Raw genomic sequence first — 21,810 nt, 5'->3', positions numbered from 1 at the left:
GAAAACGCGTGCCTTCAAGACTTAAGTCCATTTTCGCCGCCAAGGTGCTGCTGACACTTATGGCAACGGCAGCTTTCGCCCAGAACAGTTGGACGCCAACCGAGCAGATAAAGACATATCCCATCACCGGCAGTTCCGGCATCGAACTCTATCGATCAATCGGTGAACGCGGGCCCCAGGCGGGCGTTCAAGCCGTTGCGCACACCACCTTCAAGCTGACATGGCGCCGAGACTATCGTCCGAAGGCAGATGGCGCTTGCGTTCTGGCAACTGCCCGTCCCAATCTGACGATCATCTACACATGGCCAAAGGCTCCCGCAAAACTTCCTTCTGACGTCGCGGCAGGCTGGCAACGCTTCATCTCCGGCGTTGAGAAACACGAGCGCGTTCACGGCGAGCATATTCTCGACATGGTCAGGAAGATAGAAGCCTACAGCGTGGGTTTGCGTGCAGAAGACGATCCGAAGTGCCAGAAGGTTCGCGCCGTCCTGCAGCAGAGGTTGGGAGAGCTTTCCAATGAGCAGCGCCAGCGCGGCCGCGATTTCGACCGCGATGAGCTATCGAATGGCGGCGCCGTCCATCAACTCATTCTCGCACTGGTGAATGGTCCCTGAAGCGGGCATGAGCGACGCAGGCGTTATTCTGCCGCCTCCCCCTTCAAGAGAGGCTCGGCCAGCACGGCTATTTCAAGCTCGTAGGAATAGCCTTCCAACATCGTGTAGGCCTGTTCAATAACTTCTATCTGTGTTTCGGCATTGCGAATGGCGTCCGCAATCGACTGGCTACGCGCGCGCAGCATCGATCCCAGCACATCCGTTTCCGGCTTTCGGCCCAGCCGGTCCATGTGTTTGCGCACGCGGGTGCGGTGACGCTCAAGTTCGAGAATGTGAAAACGGCTCTTGAGGATGTCGTCCGTAAGCTTGCGACGCATCGCTGCTACGGGATCGAAGCTGCCAGGCTCCCGCTCGTCGAGAATGAACTCGTTGACCAGCGTCTCCAACATTAGCAAGCCCTTCAGATCCTTGGCGTCGGCCAGTTGCGGATCATATCCCGTATCGTCGAAAACCTTGCGCCTGACCGGATCCTTCAAAAGCTCGTAGGCCAATTGAAGCTTGGCGAACTGATCGGCATCACCGCCGCTGTCGGGATGCGCACTCTTGGCAACCTTGCGATAAGCCGCCTTGATCGTGGCATCATCGGCATCACGCTCTACGCCCAGCAAAACATAAGGATCGATCACCGAAACACCCGTACTCGCATTCTCGAAAACAGCCCCGGCCCGAAAGACCCGCAGGGTTGAAGCGGGATCATACGAAATTTTCCTCGCTGACGGCACCCCTCTAATGGGGTTTTGAACGCAAAACGACATCGACCGGAAATTTGTCGCCCGCGTGGCAAGCGCTCAAACGACCCGACAAAAATGTGGACAACCGTGTGCCTGAAGCCTGTTTCGGACCTTCCGTCCGCACATTACCCCGGTCGTGGCAGAATGCTGAAAAGAGTGTATTTTAGATCTGACTTCTGGAGGGAGGGTCAGAACGATGTCGGAAACAATCAGCCAGACGATTGCGGATTACGTGCAGGCAATGGCGCAAGCCGATGGTGACATGCTGCGGGAGGTTCTGGATCCACGTGCCAGCATCGTCGGCAACTACGAGGGCGCGACCGAGTGGTTGTCCGTGGAGGATTTCATTCACCAACTGCGCTCGGCAGAGCAAGGCTTGCAGGAGAGCCAATATGAGTTTGACATCATCGGCATCGACAAGGTGGGAGACACCGCCTCCGTCAAACTGACCACGCAAATGGGAAGCGTTGTGTTCTGCGAATATCTTTCGCTTCTGGAACGAGAGAGAAACTGGACCATCACCCACAAGCTCTACTACCTGCAAGGCTAGCCGCTTGCCGGGCCCGATGCGAATTTGAAACAAGTTTTTCCACACAAAAGTGAAATTTCCACTTTACACGACAGGAGAATCTGCTAATTCCACCGCACTGGATTGCCCTTGTAGCTCAGTTGGTAGAGCACCTGATTTGTAATCAGGGGGTCACGAGTTCGAACCTTGTCGGGGGCACCAGTTTTCTCTTTTTTTCATCAGATTAGTGGATCGACGCTTGCCTTAGCGCTGGCCAGCTTGGGTACAGCTGTTGCGTTAAAGCTGGGGCCACCGAACTAGCGCATCGCGCCCGGCGTCAGTCAGGCCGTAAACGCCACGCTCAAGCCTCTCGAACCAGCCGTAGACATTTGAGAGCAAGATTTTACCGGCTTCCGGAACGTCCCTCCTCACATCCCCTACCCGCAGCGGGCCTTTCGCCAGAATGGCAGCGCATCCCAATGCCTGCTGTCGGTAGGCCGTCATCACGGGGACGCGCGTGCTGCCACCCAGTACCGGGTCGCCTCGCCTCGTCTTGTGCTCGCGCACCAGTCGGGAGCGTCTTTTCGGATTTGTGCGCGGCATCGGAGACGTCGATGGAACGATAACGCTGATGTCCCCGCGATCGGACACGCCCATCATGCCGATGCCAAGCCGGCGGCAGAGATCGCGATAACGCTTATCGGCTTCTCTTCCCCTGCCCTTTGCCGATATTCTGGCCGCGATCCAGACCTCGTCAGCGACAGCGGCCCTATCAACGGCCTGGAGAAGCAGCTCGAGATTGAATGTCATCTTGAGTTCACAGATGACCACCACCGGCGATTCATCGTCGCTGATTCCGACGAGATCACATCCGCCGACCTCACCCTTTACGGAATAACCCGCAGCCTCAAGAAAGGTTTTCACCGGGAGATATAGGGAAGTTTCCATCAATCAGCGATCGTAACAGAGAATCATCCAGCCAGCATAACCGGATTATCGAGGCATTGAAGCGGTCTTGTACCTGCACCACCTCGTGACGCGGCTCAGTTGATGTCCCTGTCCTTCTTCGCCTGATCATGATGCCATTTGATCGCGAAAAACATTCCTGTTCCCAACACAAGAAGCTTGAGCGGCAAAAGCACTATCGGGAACCAATCGACCCAATCCGAACCCATCATTTTCAAAAACTTTCCGCCAACCGCTCGACACCATCTGTCATGACATCGGTACAGCGCCACACCCGCCCCAACAACCTGTCGTATTGACGCAGCCCTTCAGCGGGACGGTTTTGCTTGATGGAGCCCCAGCGTCCCTGCCTCAGACTGTCAGCGCATTCGTTTGGCATAGCCCATTATCAAACAGACCAATCTCGTTCGCAGCAATATGCGGCCGAAAGGTTCCGAAACCGTACGCGATTAAACAATAACACTCAGAAACAACATCATGGGAACTAGCTGAAACAAAAAAGCCCCCGGAGTATATACCGGGGGCTTTTTTGTATTGGTGGCGACCCCTGCAGGACTCGAACCTGCGACCTACTGCTTAGAAGGCAGTTGCTCTATCCAGTTGAGCTAAGGGGCCCGATCTATGAATTAGTGTGTCCAGGGCTGTGTGCGGGTGAACTTGAAGTTGTCCGTGTAGGACACAATCTTGCGGGTTGGCTCCTGAGGAGGAATAACGCGGTATTCGATGCCTTTGCGCTGGGCGTAGGCTTCCGCCAGTTCCTGCGTTTCAAAAGTCAGCTTTACCTGCTGGTTCATATCCGACGAGGACGTGTAGCCCATCACAGGATCGATCTTACGCGGAACCTCGGCGTCGAATTCCAGCACCCAGATATTCGTTTTAGCCTTGCCGGATTGCATGGCAGTCTTGGCTGGACGATAGATTTTTGCAGACATTTCAAACTGCTCCGGTCTTGCGATCAAGGGGCGCTCCGCCCTTTCTCCCCATCCCCTATCATAAAAACATGACAGAGCGACAGCAAAACTCAATTGGACCGACTCCCCTTTGAAGTCAAGTCCGCGCAAGCCTCGCATAATGCGGAAACCATAAAAGCCTTAGATGGGGAAAAGGCTTTACACTTATCTTGCTACATGCGGACGAAGCCTATTTTATCGGGACGACATGTAAAGGACAGCAGACATGAATGAAAACGTCATCAAATTTCGCAAGCCGGAGCCGCCGAAACAGCCTCGCAAGCCAAACCCGCAACTGCGCAAGCTTATCGCGATTGCCGCAGTGATAGCGTTTTTTGTCGGCGCCTGGGCATATTTCCAATACGTAGCATGAATGTAAAAAGGGCAGTTTCCGGAGAACTGCCCACATCAACTTTTCTATTTTTGAAGATTGCTAGCCATTAATTCAATGGCGTTAAAGAAAAATGGTCGGAGTGGAGAGATTCGAACTCCCGACCCTCTGGTCCCAAACCAGATGCGCTACCAGACTGCGCTACACTCCGCCTTTTCGATGGTGGGGAGATACACGGTTCATACATGCTCTGCAACAGCAAAATGACATTTTTTACCGATTTTTTGCATTGCAAAAAACTGTCTAGCAACAAGACAGAATTGATGGAGAAGATTTTTTCGATCAGCGCGTTTCTCCCGTCTGCCCGACAGCATCGTGCGAGAATAAAGGTTGTCAACTTATTTTGTTTTTAACGATTATACGGACTAATCGCCGGCACGACACGGCAACTGCCGAATGCATGATGCGAACGTCGGAGCCTGCGCGGCATTTCATTACATTCATCTGAAGCACTGCATGCCACCACGTGCCGAACTGTCGCGCATATGGGTTGGGGGGAGACAATTCATGCTGGAAAATTTTGGTATTAAAACAAAGATATTATCTCTGCTTGTCGTTTTGGGCGTCATTTCGCTGTCAGGCATCGCCTATATGTCTATCCGCTTCAATCATGCCAACGACACTTACCACGGCTTCATTCGTAATGAGAGCCAGGCTGCGGTTCTTGGTGCCCGTGCCTCGGCTGGCGTCTGGACGGCGGTCGCTATTTCCGGCCGTCTGCTGGAGCAGGATCCTACATCCACCGTCTACAAGGACATGAAGGAGAAATACGAAAAGGATCTGCAGACAGCAGCCGAGCGGTTTCAGGCTGTTGGCGTTGCCGTGCCCAGCCGCCAGCCAACAATGCAGAAGATCCTGACGATCCTGGCCGCGGTCAAAGCCAATACCGATAAGGCTATCGTCATGGCAGCCTCCGGCAACAAGGCAGGCGTGCCCGCAATCATGGCGGAAAATGATGGGCTGATGAAGCAGCTGTCCACGGAGACTGGCGGCAATAATACGGCGATGATGGAATTGCTGACGTCAGGCGGCGACAGCATGTCGGAAGACGTCAAGTCAATCATCATGTTCAGCATCATCTCGCTCAGCATTGGCGTCGTTCTTGCGCTGGGCCTTGCTCTCTATGTTTCTCACGCAGGGATCACCGGTCCAATGGCTGTGTTGCGCGAACGTATGATCGGTCTTGCCAAAGGTGAGACCAGCCAGGAAATCGCAGGTATCAACCGCGCCGATGAAATCGGGCAGATGGCACAGGCAGTGGCCGTGTTCCGCACGAACGCCATTGAGCGGGCGCAGCTGACAAAACAGGCCGATGCCGCCCAGGAAGCCAGCTTGTCGGAGAGGCTGGAGCGCGAAGCCCAGAAGGCGCGCGAAGCACAGGACCTGCAGCAGGCCGTAAACGAACTCGAGACTGCGCTGGGCCGCCTCGCCGATGGCGATCTGGCCTTCCGCATCGAAACGCCTTTCGTCGAGCATCTCGACGGTCTGCGCCGCAACTTCAACGATTCCATCCAGAAGCTCAATGCCGCCATGGCGACCGTCGGCGGAAATGCACAGGCCATCAGTGCCGGTGCAAACGAGCTTCTGTCTTCGGCGGACAACCTGTCCAAACGCACCGAACAGCAGGCGGCATCGGTTGAGCAAACGGCCGCTGCTCTGGAACAGATCACGACAACGGTGAAGGACGCAGCGAAACGCGCCGATGAGGCCAGCAAGCTCGTCGTTCGCACCCGCGATGGTGCCGAAAGCTCCAGCAAGATCGTGGGCGAAGCCATCAATGCCATGCACCAGATCGAAAATTCGTCCAATGAGATCGCCAATATCATCGGCGTTATCGACGACATCGCATTCCAGACCAACCTTCTGGCTCTGAATGCCGGTGTCGAAGCGGCACGCGCAGGCGAAGCTGGCAAGGGCTTTGCAGTCGTCGCCCAGGAGGTGCGTGAACTGGCCTCGCGTTCGGCGAACGCTGCCAAGGAGATCAAGGCGCTCATCAACACGTCCGGCGATCAGGTCAAAACCGGTGTGACACTGGTGGGCGAAACCGGAAAATCGCTTCAGACGATTGCCGCAGAAGTGCAGGAAATCAACCGGCACGTACACGCTATCGCCGAAGCATCGCGGGAGCAGTCACTCGGGTTGCAGGAGATCAACACCGCCGTCAACACGATGGATCAAGGGACGCAGCAGAATGCGGCCATGGTCGAAGAATCCACCGCCGCCAGCCACGCACTTGCGAAGGAGGCACGCAGCCTCACCGAGATGCTGGCGCAGTTTCGGCTGGGCGATGCAGGTACGGCTCGGCAGGCTGCAAGGCCACGCGCGGCTACATCCATATCCGCCTCTGTTCCCTCTCCTGCCCGCAGCATGAGCCGTAAACTCGCAGCCGCCTTTGGTGGCGGTGCAGCAGCGGTAAAAGAGCCGGAATGGGCTGAATTCTGAGAGACAGCCCGCCGGGTTCTAAACCCGGCGGGCACCAACCGTTCCGGGCGTTGTTGCCGCGCGCGCCATGAATGGCAGTTGTCCACCGACGCGCTCCTCCATTTGTGACCCGCAGCGGACCTGTTACCGGTAATATTACCAAGTTTTCACTTCACGCTGCCGCAAAGCTGTGCAACTTCCGTTCGATAAACAGAACGTGGAGCCGAATCCGATCCAGATCGTTCATCAGGCGTCATGCGCACGATATTGTCACGGGTCGGCCGAGTTGCAGGGAAGAGAAATGACCAAGCCCGATGACGTCGGCAACGATACAAGCAGGACGGCACAACAACCGGATCTTCGAGAGATTCTCGGCGCTTCCAGTAAAGGCAAAAGAAAGTCGCGCCGTTTTATCTATGTGCTGGGTGCGGTTCTGCTGCTGGGTGGGGCGGTGACCTATTATTATATCTCTGGCGGCTCGCGGGTTTCCTATACCTACACCACGGCAGACGTCAAAAAGGGCGATCTATCCGTCATCGTTACATCCACGGGTTCGGTCCAGCCAACCGATCAGGTGGATATTTCAAGCGAGCTTTCCGGCACCGTTAGAAAGGTCAATGTGACCTATAACAGCCCGGTCAAGGCAGGCGACGTGTTGGCAGAACTGGATACGAACAAGCTGCAGGCGGATGTGCAGAGTGCCCGCGCCAAGCTCGCATCGGCACAAGCAAATGTTCTCAAGGCAACCGCCGATCTCGGCTCCGCCAAGGCATCGCTCGACCGGCTAAAATCGCTCGTGCAAAGCCGTGTGTCCAGCCAGCAGGATCTGGACGCCGCACAGTTCAATTATGATGCTGCCGCAGCTACGCTTCAGGTCAATAGCGCGTCCGTGCTGTCGTCGGAGGCTGATTTGCGCTTGGCGGAACTCAACCTCGGCAAGGCCAGAATCATCTCGCCGATAGACGGTGTCGTGCTCACGCGCGACGTTGATCCTGGGGCCACGGTGGCTTCGTCACTCAATGCGCCCGTTCTCTTCACCATCGCCGGCGATTTGCGGCAGATGGAATTGCAGGTCGCGATTGACGAGGCTGACGTCGGAAAAGTCCGGAACGGCCAGACTGCGTCTTTCAATGTCGACGCCTATCCGGACCGCAACTTCCCCGCCTCCATTGAGACGGTGCGATTTGCGTCTGAGACCGTTTCGAACGTCGTGACCTATAAGGGCATTCTGACTGTCGACAATGCGGAATTGCTTCTGCGTCCAGGCATGACAGCCACAGCCAATATCGTGGTGGAGCAGGTAAAGGACGCCATCCTCGTCCCCAATACCGCTCTCAGATACAGCCCACCACGCGAATCCGCCTCTCGTGGCGGTGGTGGGCTGATGGGACTGTTTCGGCCTCCGCGAATGAACAGGCAGCGTGGTGGCGACGAACCGGCGGTCTCGGCAAAGCGAAACATCTGGGTCCTGCGCAACAACAATCCCGTCCCCGTCGAGGTGGAAACCGGCTCTACGGACGGCCAGTTCACCGCCATCAAATCAGGCGACGTGAAGGTTGACGATCAGGTCATTACAGACGCTTCCCAGCGCAGCAATTGAAGCGGGAGCAGAGCATGACAGTCCACCCGCTCATAGAGTTCCGCAACGTCGTCAAGCAATATGGCGTCGGCGAAGCGACGATCCGCGCACTGGACGGCGTCAGCCTGTCTATCGCGGAGGGTGAATTCGTTGCCATCATGGGACCTTCGGGCTCCGGCAAGTCCACCTCCATGAACATCATCGGGTGCCTCGATACGGCAACGGCAGGCGAGTACTTTTTTCAGGGCGTGCCGACCAGCGGCTTCGACAAGGAACAACTGACGCTGTTGCGTCGTCATATGCTCGGCTTCGTTTTTCAGGGCTTCAACCTTTTGCCGCGCACCTCTGCCGTGGAAAATGTCGAATTGCCCCTCATTTACCGGGGCATGAAGGCTGCGGAGCGGCGTCCCCGAGCGCTGGAGGCGCTGGCGCAGGTGGGGCTTGCGGGTCGAGAACACCACACGACGCAGGAGCTTTCGGGCGGGCAGCAGCAGCGCGTGGCCATTGCGCGTGCCATCGTTACCCAGCCCGCTCTCCTGCTGGCCGATGAACCCACCGGCAATCTCGATACAAAGACCAGCACCGAAATCATGGAACTGATCACCTCGCTGAACCGCGACAGGGGGATTACTGTCGTCATGGTGACGCATGAGGAAGACATCGCTGCCTATGCAGGCCGCCTGTTGCGGTTTGTCGATGGCCACCTTGCCTCAGACAGCGCCAACCAGATCCCGGAGGCCCATGATGTTTCTTGAGACAGCCCGGCTTGCATTGCGCGCCATAAGCCGGAACATGCTTCGCTCTTTCCTGACCGTGCTCGGTGTCGTCATCGGCGTGGCGGCAGTCATCGCCATGGTCACCATCGGAAACGGCACGACGGCGCAGGTGAAATCGGAGCTTTCGCGGCTGGGCACCAACATGCTTTTCGTACGCCCGGGCCAGTTTGGCCCCGGACGCGCCAGCACTGAGGCGAAGCGTTTCAACGAGCATGACGTTCAGGCCATGCGTGACCAGCTAGGCGGTGTGCGCGCCGTCGCTCCACTCAACAGAAGCTCTGCTGCGACGGTCATCTATGGCGGCAAGAATCATTCGACCAGCGTGGTTGGCACCACCAATGATTACCTGACCGTGCAGGACTGGACGCTGGCACTGGGACGGGAATTTCTGCCTGCGGAAGATCGTGGCGGTCAAATCGGCTGCATCATCGGCGAGACCGTCCGGCAGGAGCTGTTCGGGTCCGCCAACCCGGTTGGGCAGACGATCCGGGTCAGCAACATCTCCTGCCCTGTCATCGGGGTGCTGGCGCGCAAGGGCCAATCGGGCTTAGGTGACGATCAGGACGATACCATCATCATGCCACTGAAAATCCACCAGCGGCGCATCGGTGGCACCACGACCATATCGAGCATCATGGTCTCTGCGCAGGACGGCGTTTCCACCGCCAAGGTTCAGGCAGATATCGAAAACCTTCTGCGCGAACGCCGTCGCATTGGTTTGGGCCGCGAGGACGACTTTACCGTCAATGACATGGCGCAGATCGCTTCGGCAATGACGGGAACGACAACCCTACTGACCGGGCTTCTCGGCGCTGTCGCGGCGGTCAGTCTGCTCGTCGGGGGCATTGGCATCATGAACATCATGCTTGTTTCCGTGACCGAACGGACCCGCGAAATCGGCATCCGGCTTGCTATCGGCGCGTTGGAAAAACAGGTCCTGACCCAGTTTCTGGTCGAGGCGGTGATGCTCTCTGCCTTCGGAGGTCTTGCTGGAATTCTCACGGGGCTGGGTCTTGCCTATGCCGTGGTGAGCTTTCTGGGCGTTCCCTTCGTCACCAGCCCTTCGATCATCGCGCTCGCATTCGCCTTCTCCGCGGCAATCGGTGTCATTTTTGGTTACTTCCCGGCGCGCAGGGCAGCGAACCTCAGCCCTATCGAGGCGCTGCGACACGAATGAGCCAAACGGTTGTCTTTCCGCTCTGCACTCTCCATATGAGGATAAGTGTATAAAGGAATTTGACCGTGAGCGTAGCCTTCGTAAAGGAAGAGAGTGCCGAAACCGCAGCAGAAACACAGCTGCCGGATCGCCCCGTCTCGCCGCATCCCAACCTCGTCACCGAGGCGGGTTTGATAGCACTCCAGAAGCAGGTCGCTGCCGCAAGAGCGGCATTTGATGAGGCAAACGCCATTGAGGACATCAACGAGCGTCGTCGACAGGCTGGCCCGCACATGCGCGATCTCAGGTATTTTTCCGAAAGGCTTCATACCGCACAATTCGTAGCGCCGCCCGAAAACAACGATGTCGTCGCCTTTGGCAGCACCGTGACATTCTCACGGGAAGACGGGCGGGTGCAAACCTACCGGATTGTCGGGGAAGACGAGGCAGACCCAAAGACGGGTTCAATCTCCTACGTCTCCCCTGTCGCCAGGGCGCTTTTGGGGAAATCGGTCGGTGATCCAGCCTATGTGGGTGACGATGAGCTGGAAATCACTGCTATCAGCTGATGTTTGCTTGCTAGGCGGTCGGACAAGCGATATTTGATCGTCAAGATCGCACTCCTACCAACAAGGCCAGCTACCTGATGACAGCGGAATTTCTCGTTACCCACTCCGGTGGCTTTCATGCCGATGAACTTCTGTCCAGCGTCATCCTGACCCGCCTCTTCCCCCAGGCGAAAATCATACGCAGCCGCTCGCCGGAATGGATCACGCCTGCCTCCGATCGTATCATCTATGACGTGGGCGGCGCCTATGATGCGCAGACGCGCATTTTCGATCATCATCAGCGCGGAGCGCCTCTTAGAGAGGACGGCCAGCCCTATAGTTCTTTCGGACTGGTGTGGAAGCATTTCGGTCGCGATTATATGGCGGCATCGGGCATTTCCGATACCCATATCGAGGCCCTTCATGCCTCATTCGACGCAAGCTTCGTTCTGCCAATCGATCTCACGGATAATGGTGCGCTGAGCCCATCCACCGCGGGGCAACTGTCTACCTTGACGCTGCCCAGCCTCCTTGAGACGCTGAAGCCATCTTTCGACAATAGCGACCCGGAAGCCGACGACCGCGCGTTCCATCATGCGCTCTCCATCGCGCGCAGCTTCGTTGAGGCAAACATCGAGAAGAAGGCGGCAAAGCTGCGGGCTGAAGCCCTTGTGTTGAAGGCCATCGATGCAACGGGCGAAGGCCGCGTTCTGGAGCTTCCTTTGGGAATGCCGTTCCGTCCTGCAATCGTCAAAGCCGGTGCTGACCATCTTCTTTTCGTGGTCCACCCGCGCGACAAGGATTGGTGCGTAACGGGTATTCGCCGTGCCGACGATGGATTTGAACTGCGAGCAGACCTGCCTGCGGCCTGGGGTGGGCTGACGGACGCCGATCTGGAAGCGGCTTGCGGCGTTGAGGGCGCAACCTTCTGCCACAATGGCCGCTTTATCGCGGCTGCGAAATCACGCGCAGCCGCGCTTGAAATGGCCGATATCGCAGTGAAGACCGCTTTGATCGATGCTGCAACATCGGCAACCGCCGCGCCCTGATCTGATCACCTCAGATTTTGAGGTAGGCTGAGGACCTGTCGAAGTTCAGGCCGGGAAATATCGTGTTGGTCAGCGCTTCACTGGATACGTCGAACTGGCGATAGAGCATGGCGGCAGCAAGTTCGCGAACATCGCCGGTCGGCATCAGGTCGCGATCGTCGAGAAGCTTGCCATCGCCGAGGCCGGGCCAGTTGCCTAGAACGCGGCCGCCATCGATACCGCCACCAGCAAGGACTGCGACGCCGCCTGTGCCATGGTCGGTACCGCCCGTGCCGTTCTCGCGGGCCGTGCGTCCAAATTCGGTCATCGCAACGACAACCGTTTTCTTCCAGACCTCCGGCCCGACCGCATCTTTCAGCGTCGTCAGCGCAATGGTCAGGTCCTTGACCGTTCTGGCAAACTGCCCCTTCTGCCCCGCATGGGTATCCCAGCCGTCCACGGAGAAACTGGCGATGCGGTAATCTTCTTTCAGCAGGCCACCCGCCAGCTTGGCGACATCGCGAATGCCCTGCCCGCGCTTTTCATCCTGAAAGAGTTGTTCCGCCGACATGTCGGTGCGCAAGGCTTCGGCGAGAACCTGGTTAAATTCCGGATCATTCGCATAGAGCCGCTTGAAGAAGCCGATTTCATCTGCTCCCATCGTCATGTTGGACGTGGAGGCCCAGACGTCCGCCTCGTTCGGACCTGAGAGAATGAGCTCCATCGACGTGTTGATGTCTATCGCCTTGCGATCTGCGGAGCGCGGGATGGACGACAGGGCGCGGTTGAGCCATCCGGTGCGTTCCTCATGGACATGCTCTGCCCCGCTCTCCAGCATATCCTGCCCGTCGAAATGGCTGCGCTGATCGCGGTAGGGTGTGGAAACCGCATGGACGAAGGCCAGTTCCTTCGCCTGCCACAGAGGCATCAAAGGCTGCGCTGCCGGGTTGAGCCCGAAATGCCCATCGAGATCGATCAGGCCGGTATCTGGCGTCAGGGCAAGTGTCGGACGAAACCCTGCGAATGCAGGATCACCATAGGGCTGAACCAGGTCCAGCCCATCCATGGCTCCGCGAAGCACAATGGTGACGAAGCGGTTTTCGCCCGGCATGGCGGCGAAGCTGACTGGTGAAAACGCCGGCACGGCAGCCGCGCAGCAAGCCGTCACCAGAAAATTGCGGCGGCTGATAAGCATGGTCTGAGAGATGGTCATTGATCCTATCTCCTGTTGAATTCCGGGGAGGAAAGCGCAAGCGTCATGCCGCTCGCACGATTGGGCGCCTGGCTGACCACACGGATCGTGTCGTCTCTGGCCATATCCGCCAACGCGACTTCCAGAAGCTTTCGCGGCTCCATGTCGCCGCCAAGCGTGTTCGATGCCTTGCGCGCCCACAGGATACGCTCGCTCATCTGGCTTGGAGAGAGCCAGGAAGCGACACCCTCCTCAAATCCCGCGGGACTTGGCGGCTGCCAGACGGGTTGGCCCATGCGGCGCAGCGACGCCAGCGTCAGCGTTCGTGCCAGACTTTGCCTGTTGGCGGGCTTCTGAATTTTCGCGTCAGCGCCTTGCCCCTCCGGACCGGGCTTCTCGGCTGCCATGTCTCCGCTGGGTGGGGCCATGGATTGCGCGCTTTCGGCACCAGCCATATCACCCATGCCGGGTTGCACCGAACCTACGGGGACTGACCTTGCGGCCTCGCCGTCACCGGATGGAGATAATCGCTGCTCCCAGTTTTTCCGGTTGACGCCGAATGCCCGCAGCCCGGAAACCACAAAGTCAAAGGGCAGCTTCATCTTGCGGCCCGGATCGCTCCAGGCACGCGGCTGGTTCAGCATGGCCGCATAGACCTTGATGAGGTTGCCATCACTGGCTTTCCACTCTTTCGCCATGGCACCGACAACATCCATGGGAGGATCATCGGCGATAAAATGTGTGGCCAGCTTTCGACAGACATGCAGCGCGGTCTCTGGGCGCGTCGCCAGATCGTCGAGCATTGCAAGGCAATCATCCGCGGTGCGCTTGCGGCCTCCATAGGAAACGCCAAGAACCTTGATCTCACCGGGTTCCGCCATGCGGGGACGGAACAGCATTTCGTAACGGTCATCCACCGTCATGCCGGTAAGCACCAAGGCCGCCGAGCGCACATCCTGCTGCGTATAGCCGCTGCCAGCGCCCATGGTGTGCAGTTCCAGCAATTCGCGGCCCAGATTTTCATTGAGGCCGCGCTTCTGGCGTTCAGCCGCAACTGATTCCGGTCCGGTCGATCTGTTCTGGTCGAGATAGATCAGCATCGCGGGATGCAGCACGGCAGCCTGAAGCAAGTCGCGAAACCGACCGGCAAGATGCGGTCGAATCGCCTCGACCTCATAAAGCGGAGTGAGCGCTCGCATCGGTAGCGACTTGTGAGCGTTGACAGAGAAGTGGTCTGTCCAGAACGCCGCAAGACGCTCGTGGAAGCCGTAGGGCGAGAACACTGACTGCATGACCCGGGCGGTGCTGTCGCGTTGCAAACTCTGCTCGGCTTTTTTCTGCAGGGCGCGGCGCGCATCGCGATCACGCTCGCCACCATTGTTGGCGGGACGGACAGCGACCAACCCGTCCGCAAGATCATCGGCCCGCTGGCGCGCGGCAAGCACTCCGCCCACCGGAAAAAACGCATCCTTCAAAGGCGCATCCGCAAGCTGAACCAAGAGGTCATCGACATTCTGCGTGAGAACCTGGCCCGGCGAAAGGCCATAGCCATAGCGGATCGCCGCTATCGTTGGAGAAAAGGGAGCCATGTTTTGCTACTCCGACCAACTTCAAGTCGGGGAAGGATCACAGCCAATTCCGGCAAAAAAGCTGCGAAACAATGGCGATTTGCCGACATGGACAATTTGTAATTCGGCCAGACGTACATCTTGCCGCAGTGACAATGCGGAAAAACTGTGGCACGTCGGCGCCATGAGGCTTGTTCGCGACATCATGCAGGATAGAAGCTCGGCTGGCGCTATCGCCACGCTGGCGCTTCTGCTTTTCCTGCTACAAGGTCTCGCCAACGGATTTACAAACGGCGCCATGGCTTCAGCGGCGCTGGCGGCAGATGAGATCATCTGCTCCATGCACACGCAGGGCGGGGCATCCGAAAAGCAGGACCCGGCGGGGAAGCTCGCGAATAACTGCTGCGGGACCATGTGCCGCCTGGCATCCGCCTCCGGCGCTGCAATACCCAGCCCGGTCATCGAGCTTATTCCTGCCCCACTGCCGACGATCCTGCTCCACTTCCAACCCGTCACGGAAGTTCTTTCACCGCCTTCGCCTAACCTGGGTTCACGGCCGCGCGGACCACCCTTCGCCAGAGATGTTTGAGATCACCATGGCCCATGCGCCACGTCGAGAGGCGTAGCGCATTTCGCCGTCTTTCCTCATTCTTCTGCGGAGACATTCATGTCCGTTACCACCTCTTTCGAGGATGCGCGCCAATCGGCAGCCTCCTCCATCAACCTCTATCGCGCTGTCTGGCGATGGCATTTCTATGCCGGGCTCTTCGTGCTGCCCTTCATGATTTCACTCGCCGTTACCGGCGCGCTCTATCTCTTCAGAGATGAAATCGACGCGATAATCCATTCCGATCTCAAGCGCATCGAAGCTGTACAGAACGCACCAAAGGCCGCTCCGTCTGCCATCATCGACGCCGCCCTGGCAGCCGTTCCCGGTACGGTTCTCAAATACACGACGCCGACGGACCCCGGCGCTTCGACGGAAATCACCATCAAGACACCCGATGGCAAGCGGGCCGTCTACCTCAATACATATAGCGGAAAGGTGCTTGGTTCCTTGCCGGATCGCGGCACTGTCATGTGGACGATACGCTATCTGCACAGTCTGAAATATTTCGGGACCTATACGCGGTATCTTATCGAAATAGCCGCTGGGTGGTCGATCCTGCTTGTGGCAACCGGCATCTATCTCTGGTGGCCGCGCAACCAGACAGGCGGCGTCGTCACCGTCCGCGGGACGCCGAAAAAGCGCGTTTTCTGGCGCGACACCCACGCTGTGACCGGCGCCTTCGTTGGTCTGTTCATCATTTTCCTTGCCGTAACGGGTATGCCATGGTCCGGCGTCTGGGGCGCGAAGGTCAATGAATGGGCAAACGGCAACAATTTCGGTTATCCCGCAGGCGTTCGGGTGGATGTTCCAATGTCCGGTACGCATCTGGATAACGTGGCAAAAACCACCTGGTCACTCGAGCAGGCACAGGTGCCGATGTCCTCCGCAGGACACGATCACGGACAGCATTCCGAAACTCCCGCGCCCGTCGCGACAGGTGCTGACATTACGAACGCACCGATCGGCATCGACAACGCAATCTCACGTTTTGATGCTTTGGGGCTGCAAGCGGGATATACGGTCGCAATGCCGACGACACCGACCGGCGTCTACAGCGGCTCTGTCTATCCCGATGACCTTGCCAAGCAGCGCGTCGTGCACCTGGATCAATATACCGGCGAGCCGCTCATCGACATGAGCTATGCCGATTACGGGCCGCTCGGCAAAGGCCTGGAATGGGGAATCAACGTTCATATGGGCCAGCAATTCGGGCTGGTAAACCAGATCATTCTGGCTCTCGCCTGCCTTGGCATCATCCTCCTGGCCGTATCCGGCGGTGTCATGTGGTGGAAACGTCGCCCCAAAGGCTCCTTCGGCGTTCCGCCCCTGCCGCAGGACAAACGCGTTCTGCGCGGCTTGATCGCTCTGCTGGCTATTGGCGGAATCATTTTTCCGCTGGTGGGAATAAGCCTGCTGGTCATGCTGGTTCTGGATTTCGCCATTCAAAGGGCGAACCGGCGCAACGCTCACTGAAACCGTGCCGGGAGCAATCCCGGCACCCAAAATCGCCTCAAAAAGATTGTCGCGTCAGATGCGGATCGCCGTTTCCTCCTTGGCGGTCTTGATGACGACCATTGTATAGAAGCGGGCGACATTCGTCTCGTCGCGAAACAGCCTGTCGCAGATAGCGTCATACTCATCCATGTCCCGCAGACGCAACATCAGCACGACGTCGGTCTCCCCGGTTACGCCGTAGGCCTGCGCAACGGCCTCTTCGGCGGCGACGAGTTCCAGAAACCGGCGCATATGTTGCTCGCCATGCAGCTTCAGCTCAACCGTGACCATGGCTTTCACGCCTCGCCCCGCCTTGGCCGGGTTAAGAATGGCAACGATACGGTCGATGACGCCGGATTTGCGCAAGCGTTGGATGCGCCTCAGACAGCTGGATGGCGACAAGCCCACGTCGTCGGCCATCTCGACATTTGTGCGCGATGCATCGCGCTGCATCAGGTTCAACAATTTCCGATCAATCGCATCCATGCCCGAGAGCATAGCCCGCCTCTGACGCTTTGCAATAAAATTGCACACTCATGCAATTTTTGACCACAAATTCGATTGGTCTCGCGGTAGCACAGTGGACATGATTTTCCAGAGGGACCCGCGATGCAAACATTCCTGAAGCACAGCCGTGAAACGCTGCACATCTATTGGCTGCTGGTCCGCATCACGGTTCCCATTACTCTGGCAACGGAGGTGCTGTCGCGAATGGGTCTGATCGAGGTCATCTCCCCCGCCTTTGCGCCCTTCATGAACATCGTGGGATTACCGCCAGAACTGGGGCTGGCCTGGCTGACTGCAATGCTTGTGGGCATATGGGGCGCAATACCGCTGATCTTCACTCTGGTGCCTGTTCAGTCCCTCAGCGTGGCTGAGGTCACCGTCTTTTCCGCGCTTATCCTGTTTGCGCATGGATTGCCGCTGGAACAGAAGATCATCCAGAAAGCGGGTCCGTCATTCGTCGTCACAACTCTGTTGCGCATCGCCGGCGGTCTGCTCTACGCCTTTCTGCTGCACCACATCCTCCAGGCGACAGGCGCTCTTTCCGCGCCCGTCCAGCCCGGCTGGATACCCATGACAGCGACACTGGAATGGAGCGACTATTTTCTCTCGCTGCTGGAAACCCTCGTCTGGATGCTTGTCATCCTCTTCGTCCTCTCCTGGAGCCTCGAAATTCTGAAAATCACGGGGGTGATGAAGGTTCTCATGCTCGCAATTACGCCAATCCTTCGCGTGGCGGGCATCAAGGGCGAGGCTGAACAACTGACGGCCATCGGCCTGTTTCTTGGCATATCCTACGGCGCGGGTTTCCTCATTCGCGAAGCGCAATCCGGCACGATTTCGCGGCGTCAGATTTTTCTCTCCTGCGTCTTCATGGGATTTGCCCACAGCATGATCGAAGACACTCTGCTGATGGCTTCGCTGGGCGCGGATATCGTCAGCATTCTCGTCGGAAGGCTGGTATTCGCCGTCGCGGCAACCGCCGCCATAGCCGCTCTGCTGCACGTGTTTTACGACAAACGCATCTTGCGCGCAGGCCGAAGGAAAGAAGCGTGACTGCCTGATGTGAAGAGGCGGTCGCCCGTTTTTCGAGCCGACCGCCTCGCGAAAAGGCCCTGCCCTTACGAGCGGAACAGGAAGGATGCGCCGAAAGCGATGAGCGCAAAGCCGATGACATGGTTGATCGTCAGGCTTTCCTTCAACCAGAATACCGAAAACAGCGCAAAGACAGTCAGCGTGATGACTTCCTGCATCGTCTTTAGCTGCGCCGTCGAATAGACTTCGGAGCCAAGGCGATTGGCTGGCACGGCGAGACAATATTCAAAAAAGGCGATACCCCAACTGGTCAGGATGGCGAAGAACAGCACGCTGCCCTTGTGCTTGAGATGTCCGTACCAGGCAAATGTCATGAAGACATTCGAGGCAATCAGCATGACGACCGGCCAGATATGCGCAGGGGTTATGGAAAAAGGCATGACAGACCTTTGAGATGGGAGGAAAATAATGAGGCAAGGGGAACCTGTTCCGGCTTGCGGCGTATTGCTTAGCGCAGGACGCAGCAAACAGGAACAGGATTTTGACGCGCCCTGTAACCGGGTGGTGAGAGCGCGTGAAGAACGCAAAGCCTTCGCAACCGGTTCCCTGAGCTTCAACGTTTCCTGTTTGTACTCATTTTTTGTTCCCCGCCCCTTCCTTTTCAACTGGACTCTCTCCATATTCCGACAATGGCCAGATCACCGAAGAAATCCCCCGACAACAACACCTCTCGCTCCGATGGCTTTGCGGAAATGCCGCAGGCCCCGTTTGAAGGCGCGCCGCTCTCCGGCAGCGTTTCGGACTGGGTAAAGCAGCTTGAAGCGGAGGCGGAAGCATCTTCCGTGGAAACGCAGCGGGAAGTCGCATCCAAGGCTGGCAAGCATCGCAAGAAAATCGAGATCGAGGCGCGCAAACAGGCGATAGAAGAGGCTGAAAAAGCCAAAAGCGGCGGAAGCGTCAACAAGAAGGCCAGCGCGCAGAAGACGTCGCGCGGTGTTTCCATCGGCGCGTCGAACGACCCCAAGACGCGTGCAGCCGCTGGTCTAAACCCCGTCGCGGGCATGGATGTGAGCCTTGAGGATGCGGAAAATCTTGCCACCGGCGCGGTAACGGCAACGGTCGAGGCCCTGTCGGCGCTGATCGAAAGCGGCAACCCGCTGTTCAAGGATGGGAAGCTGTGGACGCCCCACCGCCCTGCCCGCCCGGCCAAATCCGAAGGCGGTATTACCATCCGCATGGCCTCGGACTTCGAACCCGCTGGCGACCAGCCAACGGCGATTGCCGATCTGGTTGAGGGCATCAATTCCGGCGAACGGTCACAGGTGCTGCTGGGCGTCACCGGCTCCGGCAAGACCTTCACCATGGCCAAGGTCATTGAAGCGACGCAACGCCCTGCCGTCATTCTCGCGCCCAACAAAACGCTGGCGGCGCAGCTCTATTCGGAATTCAAGAACTTCTTCCCGGATAATGCGGTGGAATATTTCGTTTCCTACTACGATTATTATCAGCCGGAAGCCTATGTGCCGCGCTCGGATACCTTCATCGAGAAGGAGTCCTCCATCAACGAGCAAATCGACCGGATGCGCCATTCCGCCACCCGTTCACTGCTTGAACGTGACGATTGCATCATCGTCGCCTCGGTCTCCTGCATCTATGGTATCGGTTCGGTCGAAACCTACACCGCCATGACATTCCAGATGGCCGTGGGTGACAGACTTGATCAGCGCCAGCTTCTGGCCGATCTCGTGGCCCAGCAATACAAGCGCCGCGACATGGATTTCCAGCGCGGCTCTTTCCGTGTGCGCGGCGATACCATCGAAATCTTCCCTGCCCACTTGGAAGATGCCGCATGGCGCATTTCCATGTTCGGGGACGAGATCGACTCGATCACCGAATTCGATCCGCTGACCGGCCAAAAGACCGGCGATCTGCAATCGGTGAAGATCTACGCCAACTCGCACTATGTCACGCCGCGCCCGACGCTGAATGGCGCCATCCGCGCCATCAAGGAAGAGCTGAAAGGCCGCCTTGCGGAGCTGGAGAAGGCCGGACGTCTGCTGGAAGCGCAGCGTCTGGAACAGCGCACGCGCTACGATATCGAAATGCTGGAGGCCACCGGCTCCTGCGCGGGCATCGAAAACTATTCGCGCTATCTGACCGGGCGTAACCCCGGCGAGCCACCGCCGACGCTGTTTGAATATATCCCTGATAACGCCCTGCTGTTCATTGATGAAAGCCACGTTTCCGTCAGCCAGATCGGCGGCATGTATCGCGGCGACTTCAGGCGCAAGGCGACGCTGGCCGAATATGGCTTCCGCCTGCCCTCCTGCATGGATAACCGCCCGCTGCGATTCGAGGAGTGGGATGCGATGCGCCCGCCGACCGTGGCTGTCTCGGCCACACCCGGCGCCTGGGAAATGGAACAGTCCGGCGGCGTCTTTGCCGAGCAGGTCATCCGCCCCACCGGCCTCATCGATCCGCCGGTCGAAGTTCGCTCCGCCCGCAGCCAGGTGGATGATGTTCTCGGCGAAATTCGCGAAACCGCCGCCAAGGGTTATCGCACGCTCTGCACCGTGCTCACCAAGCGCATGGCCGAAGACCTGACCGAATATCTGCATGAACAGGGCGTGCGCGTCCGCTACATGCACTCGGACATTGATACGCTGGAACGTATCGAAATCATCCGCGACCTGCGCCTCGGCGCATTCGACGTGCTTGTCGGCATCAACCTGCTGCGTGAAGGTCTCGACATTCCGGAATGCGGCTTCGTCGCCATTCTCGATGCCGACAAGGAAGGCTTCCTGCGCTCGGAGACATCGCTCATCCAGACCATTGGCCGTGCGGCGCGTAACGTCGATGGCAAGGTCATTCTCTATGCTGACAACATCACCGGCTCTATGAAGCGGGCGATGGAGGAAACCAGCCGCCGCCGCGAAAAGCAGATGGCCTATAACGAGGAACATGGCATCACGCCTGAGTCCGTCAAGGCGCGCATTTCCGACATTCTCGACAGTGTCTACGAGCGCGATCACGTCCGCGCCGATATCTCCGGCACCTCGGGCAAGGGCTTTGCAGATGGCGGCCATATGGTCGGCAACAATCTGCAGGCGCACCTCAACGCGCTGGAAAAATCCATGCGCGACGCCGCCGCCGATCTCGACTTCGAAAAGGCCGCCCGCCTGCGCGACGAAATCAAACGCCTCAAAGCCGCCGAACTCGCCGCCATGGACGACCCAATTGCGAAGGAAGAAGCCAAATCGCTGGAAAGCGGCGCAAAGGGCAAATCAGGCAAGAAGACTGGCCCGGGCGCCCGCTCCGATTCGAACCCCCTCCTTGAGGCTGAGATGGGCGGTAGCGCAGAGGGTAGCGAGCGCGCCTCGACCTCACTGTTCCAGAAGCCCAGCCTTGACGACATGGGCCCCGGTACAGACACCGCCAAACCCCTGTTCCGCAAGAACAGCCTCGACGAAATGACCGTTGGCCGGACCGAAAAGCCGGTCAAAAAAGCCGTGCCGCCAAAGCCAAAGTCCGAAGACGGCAAACGCTTCTCACCCCTACTGGAAGGCCAACCCGAACGCGCCAACCCCGGCCTGAACCCCAACACCAAAGACGACCCCCGCCCAATCGCGCGCGGCAAGGTGGGCGTGGGGAGCTATGAGGACCCGGGTGAGCAGAAGCGCAAGGGTCGGACGAAAGGTAAGACTGGGCGACCGGGGCGGTGAATGACGGTAACGTAAGC

The 21,810-nt window shown here is 58.1% G+C and carries 20 protein-coding genes and 3 tRNA genes; 14 read left to right on the top strand and 9 right to left on the bottom strand.

What is annotated here, in order from left to right; all coding sequences use genetic code 11:
* Nucleotides 1-59 precede the first annotated feature (59 nt).
* Nucleotides 60-614 (top strand): DUF922 domain-containing protein, encoded by a 555-nt coding sequence (locus ASF69_RS09655; RefSeq protein ID WP_062587273.1) that lies wholly within the window; start codon nucleotides 60-62, stop codon nucleotides 612-614.
* Nucleotides 615-637: 23 nt separating this feature from the next.
* Here ASF69_RS09655 and ASF69_RS09650 read toward each other — a convergent pair whose 3' ends face one another.
* A complete protein-coding gene (locus tag ASF69_RS09650) occupies nucleotides 638-1,240 on the bottom strand; it encodes a J domain-containing protein (protein ID WP_062587038.1) in 603 nt (200 codons plus the stop codon).
* A 301-nt stretch (nucleotides 1,241-1,541) separates the two neighbouring features.
* On the opposite strand from ASF69_RS09650, the gene ASF69_RS09645 reads away from it, so the two are divergent.
* Both ASF69_RS09645 and ASF69_RS09640 read left to right on the top strand, forming a co-directional pair.
* Nucleotides 1,542-1,895: a nuclear transport factor 2 family protein gene (locus ASF69_RS09645; protein ID WP_062587037.1), complete on the top strand. Its 354-nt coding sequence runs from the start codon at nucleotides 1,542-1,544 to the stop codon at nucleotides 1,893-1,895.
* 104 nt (nucleotides 1,896-1,999) lie between these two features.
* Nucleotides 2,000-2,075, top strand: a tRNA-Thr gene (locus ASF69_RS09640).
* Nucleotides 2,076-2,150: 75 nt separating this feature from the next.
* On the opposite strand, the gene ASF69_RS09635 is transcribed toward ASF69_RS09640, so the two are convergent.
* From ASF69_RS09635 to ASF69_RS09625, 3 genes are all read right to left on the bottom strand, one after another.
* The gene (locus ASF69_RS09635) at nucleotides 2,151-2,801 is read right to left on the bottom strand and encodes a DUF2161 family putative PD-(D/E)XK-type phosphodiesterase (protein ID WP_062587036.1); all 651 of its coding nucleotides are present in this window, start codon (nucleotides 2,799-2,801) and stop codon (nucleotides 2,151-2,153) included.
* 556 nt (nucleotides 2,802-3,357) lie between these two features.
* Nucleotides 3,358-3,434: transfer RNA gene (locus ASF69_RS09630), tRNA-Arg, on the bottom strand.
* An 11-nt stretch (nucleotides 3,435-3,445) separates the two neighbouring features.
* The gene (locus ASF69_RS09625) at nucleotides 3,446-3,751 is read right to left on the bottom strand and encodes an ETC complex I subunit (RefSeq protein WP_062587272.1); all 306 of its coding nucleotides are present in this window, start codon (nucleotides 3,749-3,751) and stop codon (nucleotides 3,446-3,448) included.
* Between the two features lie 244 nt (nucleotides 3,752-3,995).
* On the opposite strand from ASF69_RS09625, the gene ASF69_RS23355 reads away from it, so the two are divergent.
* Complete coding sequence (locus ASF69_RS23355) at nucleotides 3,996-4,142, top strand: hypothetical protein (protein WP_162928069.1); 147 nt, start codon at nucleotides 3,996-3,998, stop codon at nucleotides 4,140-4,142.
* A gap of 92 nt (nucleotides 4,143-4,234) precedes the next feature.
* On the opposite strand, the gene ASF69_RS09620 is transcribed toward ASF69_RS23355, so the two are convergent.
* Nucleotides 4,235-4,311, bottom strand: a tRNA-Pro gene (locus ASF69_RS09620).
* A 356-nt stretch (nucleotides 4,312-4,667) separates the two neighbouring features.
* On the opposite strand from ASF69_RS09620, the gene ASF69_RS09615 reads away from it, so the two are divergent.
* The 6 genes from ASF69_RS09615 to ASF69_RS09590 all read left to right on the top strand — a co-directional run bounded on the left by ASF69_RS09615 (nucleotide 4,668) and on the right by ASF69_RS09590 (nucleotide 11,689).
* Entirely contained in the window at nucleotides 4,668-6,602 is a 1,935-nt protein-coding gene (locus ASF69_RS09615; RefSeq protein ID WP_062587271.1) for a methyl-accepting chemotaxis protein, read from the top strand.
* Nucleotides 6,603-6,882: 280 nt separating this feature from the next.
* Nucleotides 6,883-8,181 carry an efflux RND transporter periplasmic adaptor subunit gene (locus ASF69_RS09610; RefSeq protein ID WP_062587035.1) on the top strand — a complete coding sequence of 433 codons (1,299 nt, stop codon included), beginning with the start codon at nucleotides 6,883-6,885 and terminating at the stop codon, nucleotides 8,179-8,181.
* Between the two features lie 14 nt (nucleotides 8,182-8,195).
* Nucleotides 8,196-8,915: an ABC transporter ATP-binding protein gene (locus ASF69_RS09605; protein WP_062587034.1), complete on the top strand. Its 720-nt coding sequence runs from the start codon at nucleotides 8,196-8,198 to the stop codon at nucleotides 8,913-8,915.
* Nucleotides 8,905-10,113, top strand: coding sequence for an ABC transporter permease (locus ASF69_RS09600; RefSeq protein WP_062587033.1), 1,209 nt, complete (start codon nucleotides 8,905-8,907; stop codon nucleotides 10,111-10,113). The genes ASF69_RS09605 and ASF69_RS09600 overlap by 11 nt, the downstream gene beginning before the upstream one ends.
* Before the next feature lie 65 nt (nucleotides 10,114-10,178).
* Entirely contained in the window at nucleotides 10,179-10,661 is a 483-nt protein-coding gene (gene greA / locus ASF69_RS09595; protein ID WP_062587270.1) for a transcription elongation factor GreA, read from the top strand.
* A gap of 77 nt (nucleotides 10,662-10,738) precedes the next feature.
* Nucleotides 10,739-11,689 carry an MYG1 family protein gene (locus ASF69_RS09590; RefSeq protein ID WP_062587032.1) on the top strand — a complete coding sequence of 317 codons (951 nt, stop codon included), beginning with the start codon at nucleotides 10,739-10,741 and terminating at the stop codon, nucleotides 11,687-11,689.
* Nucleotides 11,690-11,699: 10 nt separating this feature from the next.
* Here the strand turns inward: ASF69_RS09590 and ASF69_RS09585 are convergent, their stop codons facing one another.
* A complete protein-coding gene (locus tag ASF69_RS09585; protein WP_062587031.1) occupies nucleotides 11,700-12,881 on the bottom strand; it encodes a DUF1501 domain-containing protein in 1,182 nt (393 codons plus the stop codon).
* Between the two features lie 5 nt (nucleotides 12,882-12,886).
* Nucleotides 12,887-14,449 carry a DUF1800 domain-containing protein gene (locus tag ASF69_RS09580; protein ID WP_062587030.1) on the bottom strand — a complete coding sequence of 521 codons (1,563 nt, stop codon included), beginning with the start codon at nucleotides 14,447-14,449 and terminating at the stop codon, nucleotides 12,887-12,889.
* 163 nt (nucleotides 14,450-14,612) lie between these two features.
* Here ASF69_RS09580 and ASF69_RS09575 point away from each other — a divergent pair, with 163 nt between their 5' ends.
* Both ASF69_RS09575 and ASF69_RS09570 read left to right on the top strand, forming a co-directional pair.
* Nucleotides 14,613-15,017, top strand: a complete 405-nt coding sequence (locus ASF69_RS09575; protein WP_062587269.1) for a DUF2946 family protein — start codon at nucleotides 14,613-14,615, stop codon at nucleotides 15,015-15,017.
* A gap of 78 nt (nucleotides 15,018-15,095) precedes the next feature.
* Entirely contained in the window at nucleotides 15,096-16,511 is a 1,416-nt protein-coding gene (locus tag ASF69_RS09570) for a PepSY domain-containing protein (protein ID WP_062587029.1), read from the top strand.
* 54 nt (nucleotides 16,512-16,565) lie between these two features.
* On the opposite strand, the gene ASF69_RS09565 is transcribed toward ASF69_RS09570, so the two are convergent.
* Nucleotides 16,566-17,018 (bottom strand): Lrp/AsnC family transcriptional regulator, encoded by a 453-nt coding sequence (locus tag ASF69_RS09565; protein WP_062587268.1) that lies wholly within the window; start codon nucleotides 17,016-17,018, stop codon nucleotides 16,566-16,568.
* A gap of 123 nt (nucleotides 17,019-17,141) precedes the next feature.
* On the opposite strand from ASF69_RS09565, the gene ASF69_RS09560 reads away from it, so the two are divergent.
* Nucleotides 17,142-18,092 carry a hypothetical protein gene (locus tag ASF69_RS09560; protein ID WP_062587028.1) on the top strand — a complete coding sequence of 317 codons (951 nt, stop codon included), beginning with the start codon at nucleotides 17,142-17,144 and terminating at the stop codon, nucleotides 18,090-18,092.
* Nucleotides 18,093-18,157: 65 nt separating this feature from the next.
* Here ASF69_RS09560 and ASF69_RS09555 read toward each other — a convergent pair whose 3' ends face one another.
* Nucleotides 18,158-18,511: a DMT family protein gene (locus tag ASF69_RS09555; RefSeq protein ID WP_062452614.1), complete on the bottom strand. Its 354-nt coding sequence runs from the start codon at nucleotides 18,509-18,511 to the stop codon at nucleotides 18,158-18,160.
* 249 nt (nucleotides 18,512-18,760) lie between these two features.
* Here ASF69_RS09555 and uvrB point away from each other — a divergent pair, with 249 nt between their 5' ends.
* Nucleotides 18,761-21,793, top strand: a complete 3,033-nt coding sequence (uvrB, locus tag ASF69_RS09550; RefSeq protein ID WP_062587027.1) for an excinuclease ABC subunit UvrB — start codon at nucleotides 18,761-18,763, stop codon at nucleotides 21,791-21,793.
* The last annotated feature ends 17 nt before the right edge of the window (nucleotides 21,794-21,810 follow it).

The organism is Rhizobium sp. Leaf311 (assembly GCF_001423445.1).
GTDB lineage: Bacteria > Pseudomonadota > Alphaproteobacteria > Rhizobiales > Rhizobiaceae > Agrobacterium.
This window is presented reverse-complemented; position numbering and strand designations above follow the sequence as displayed.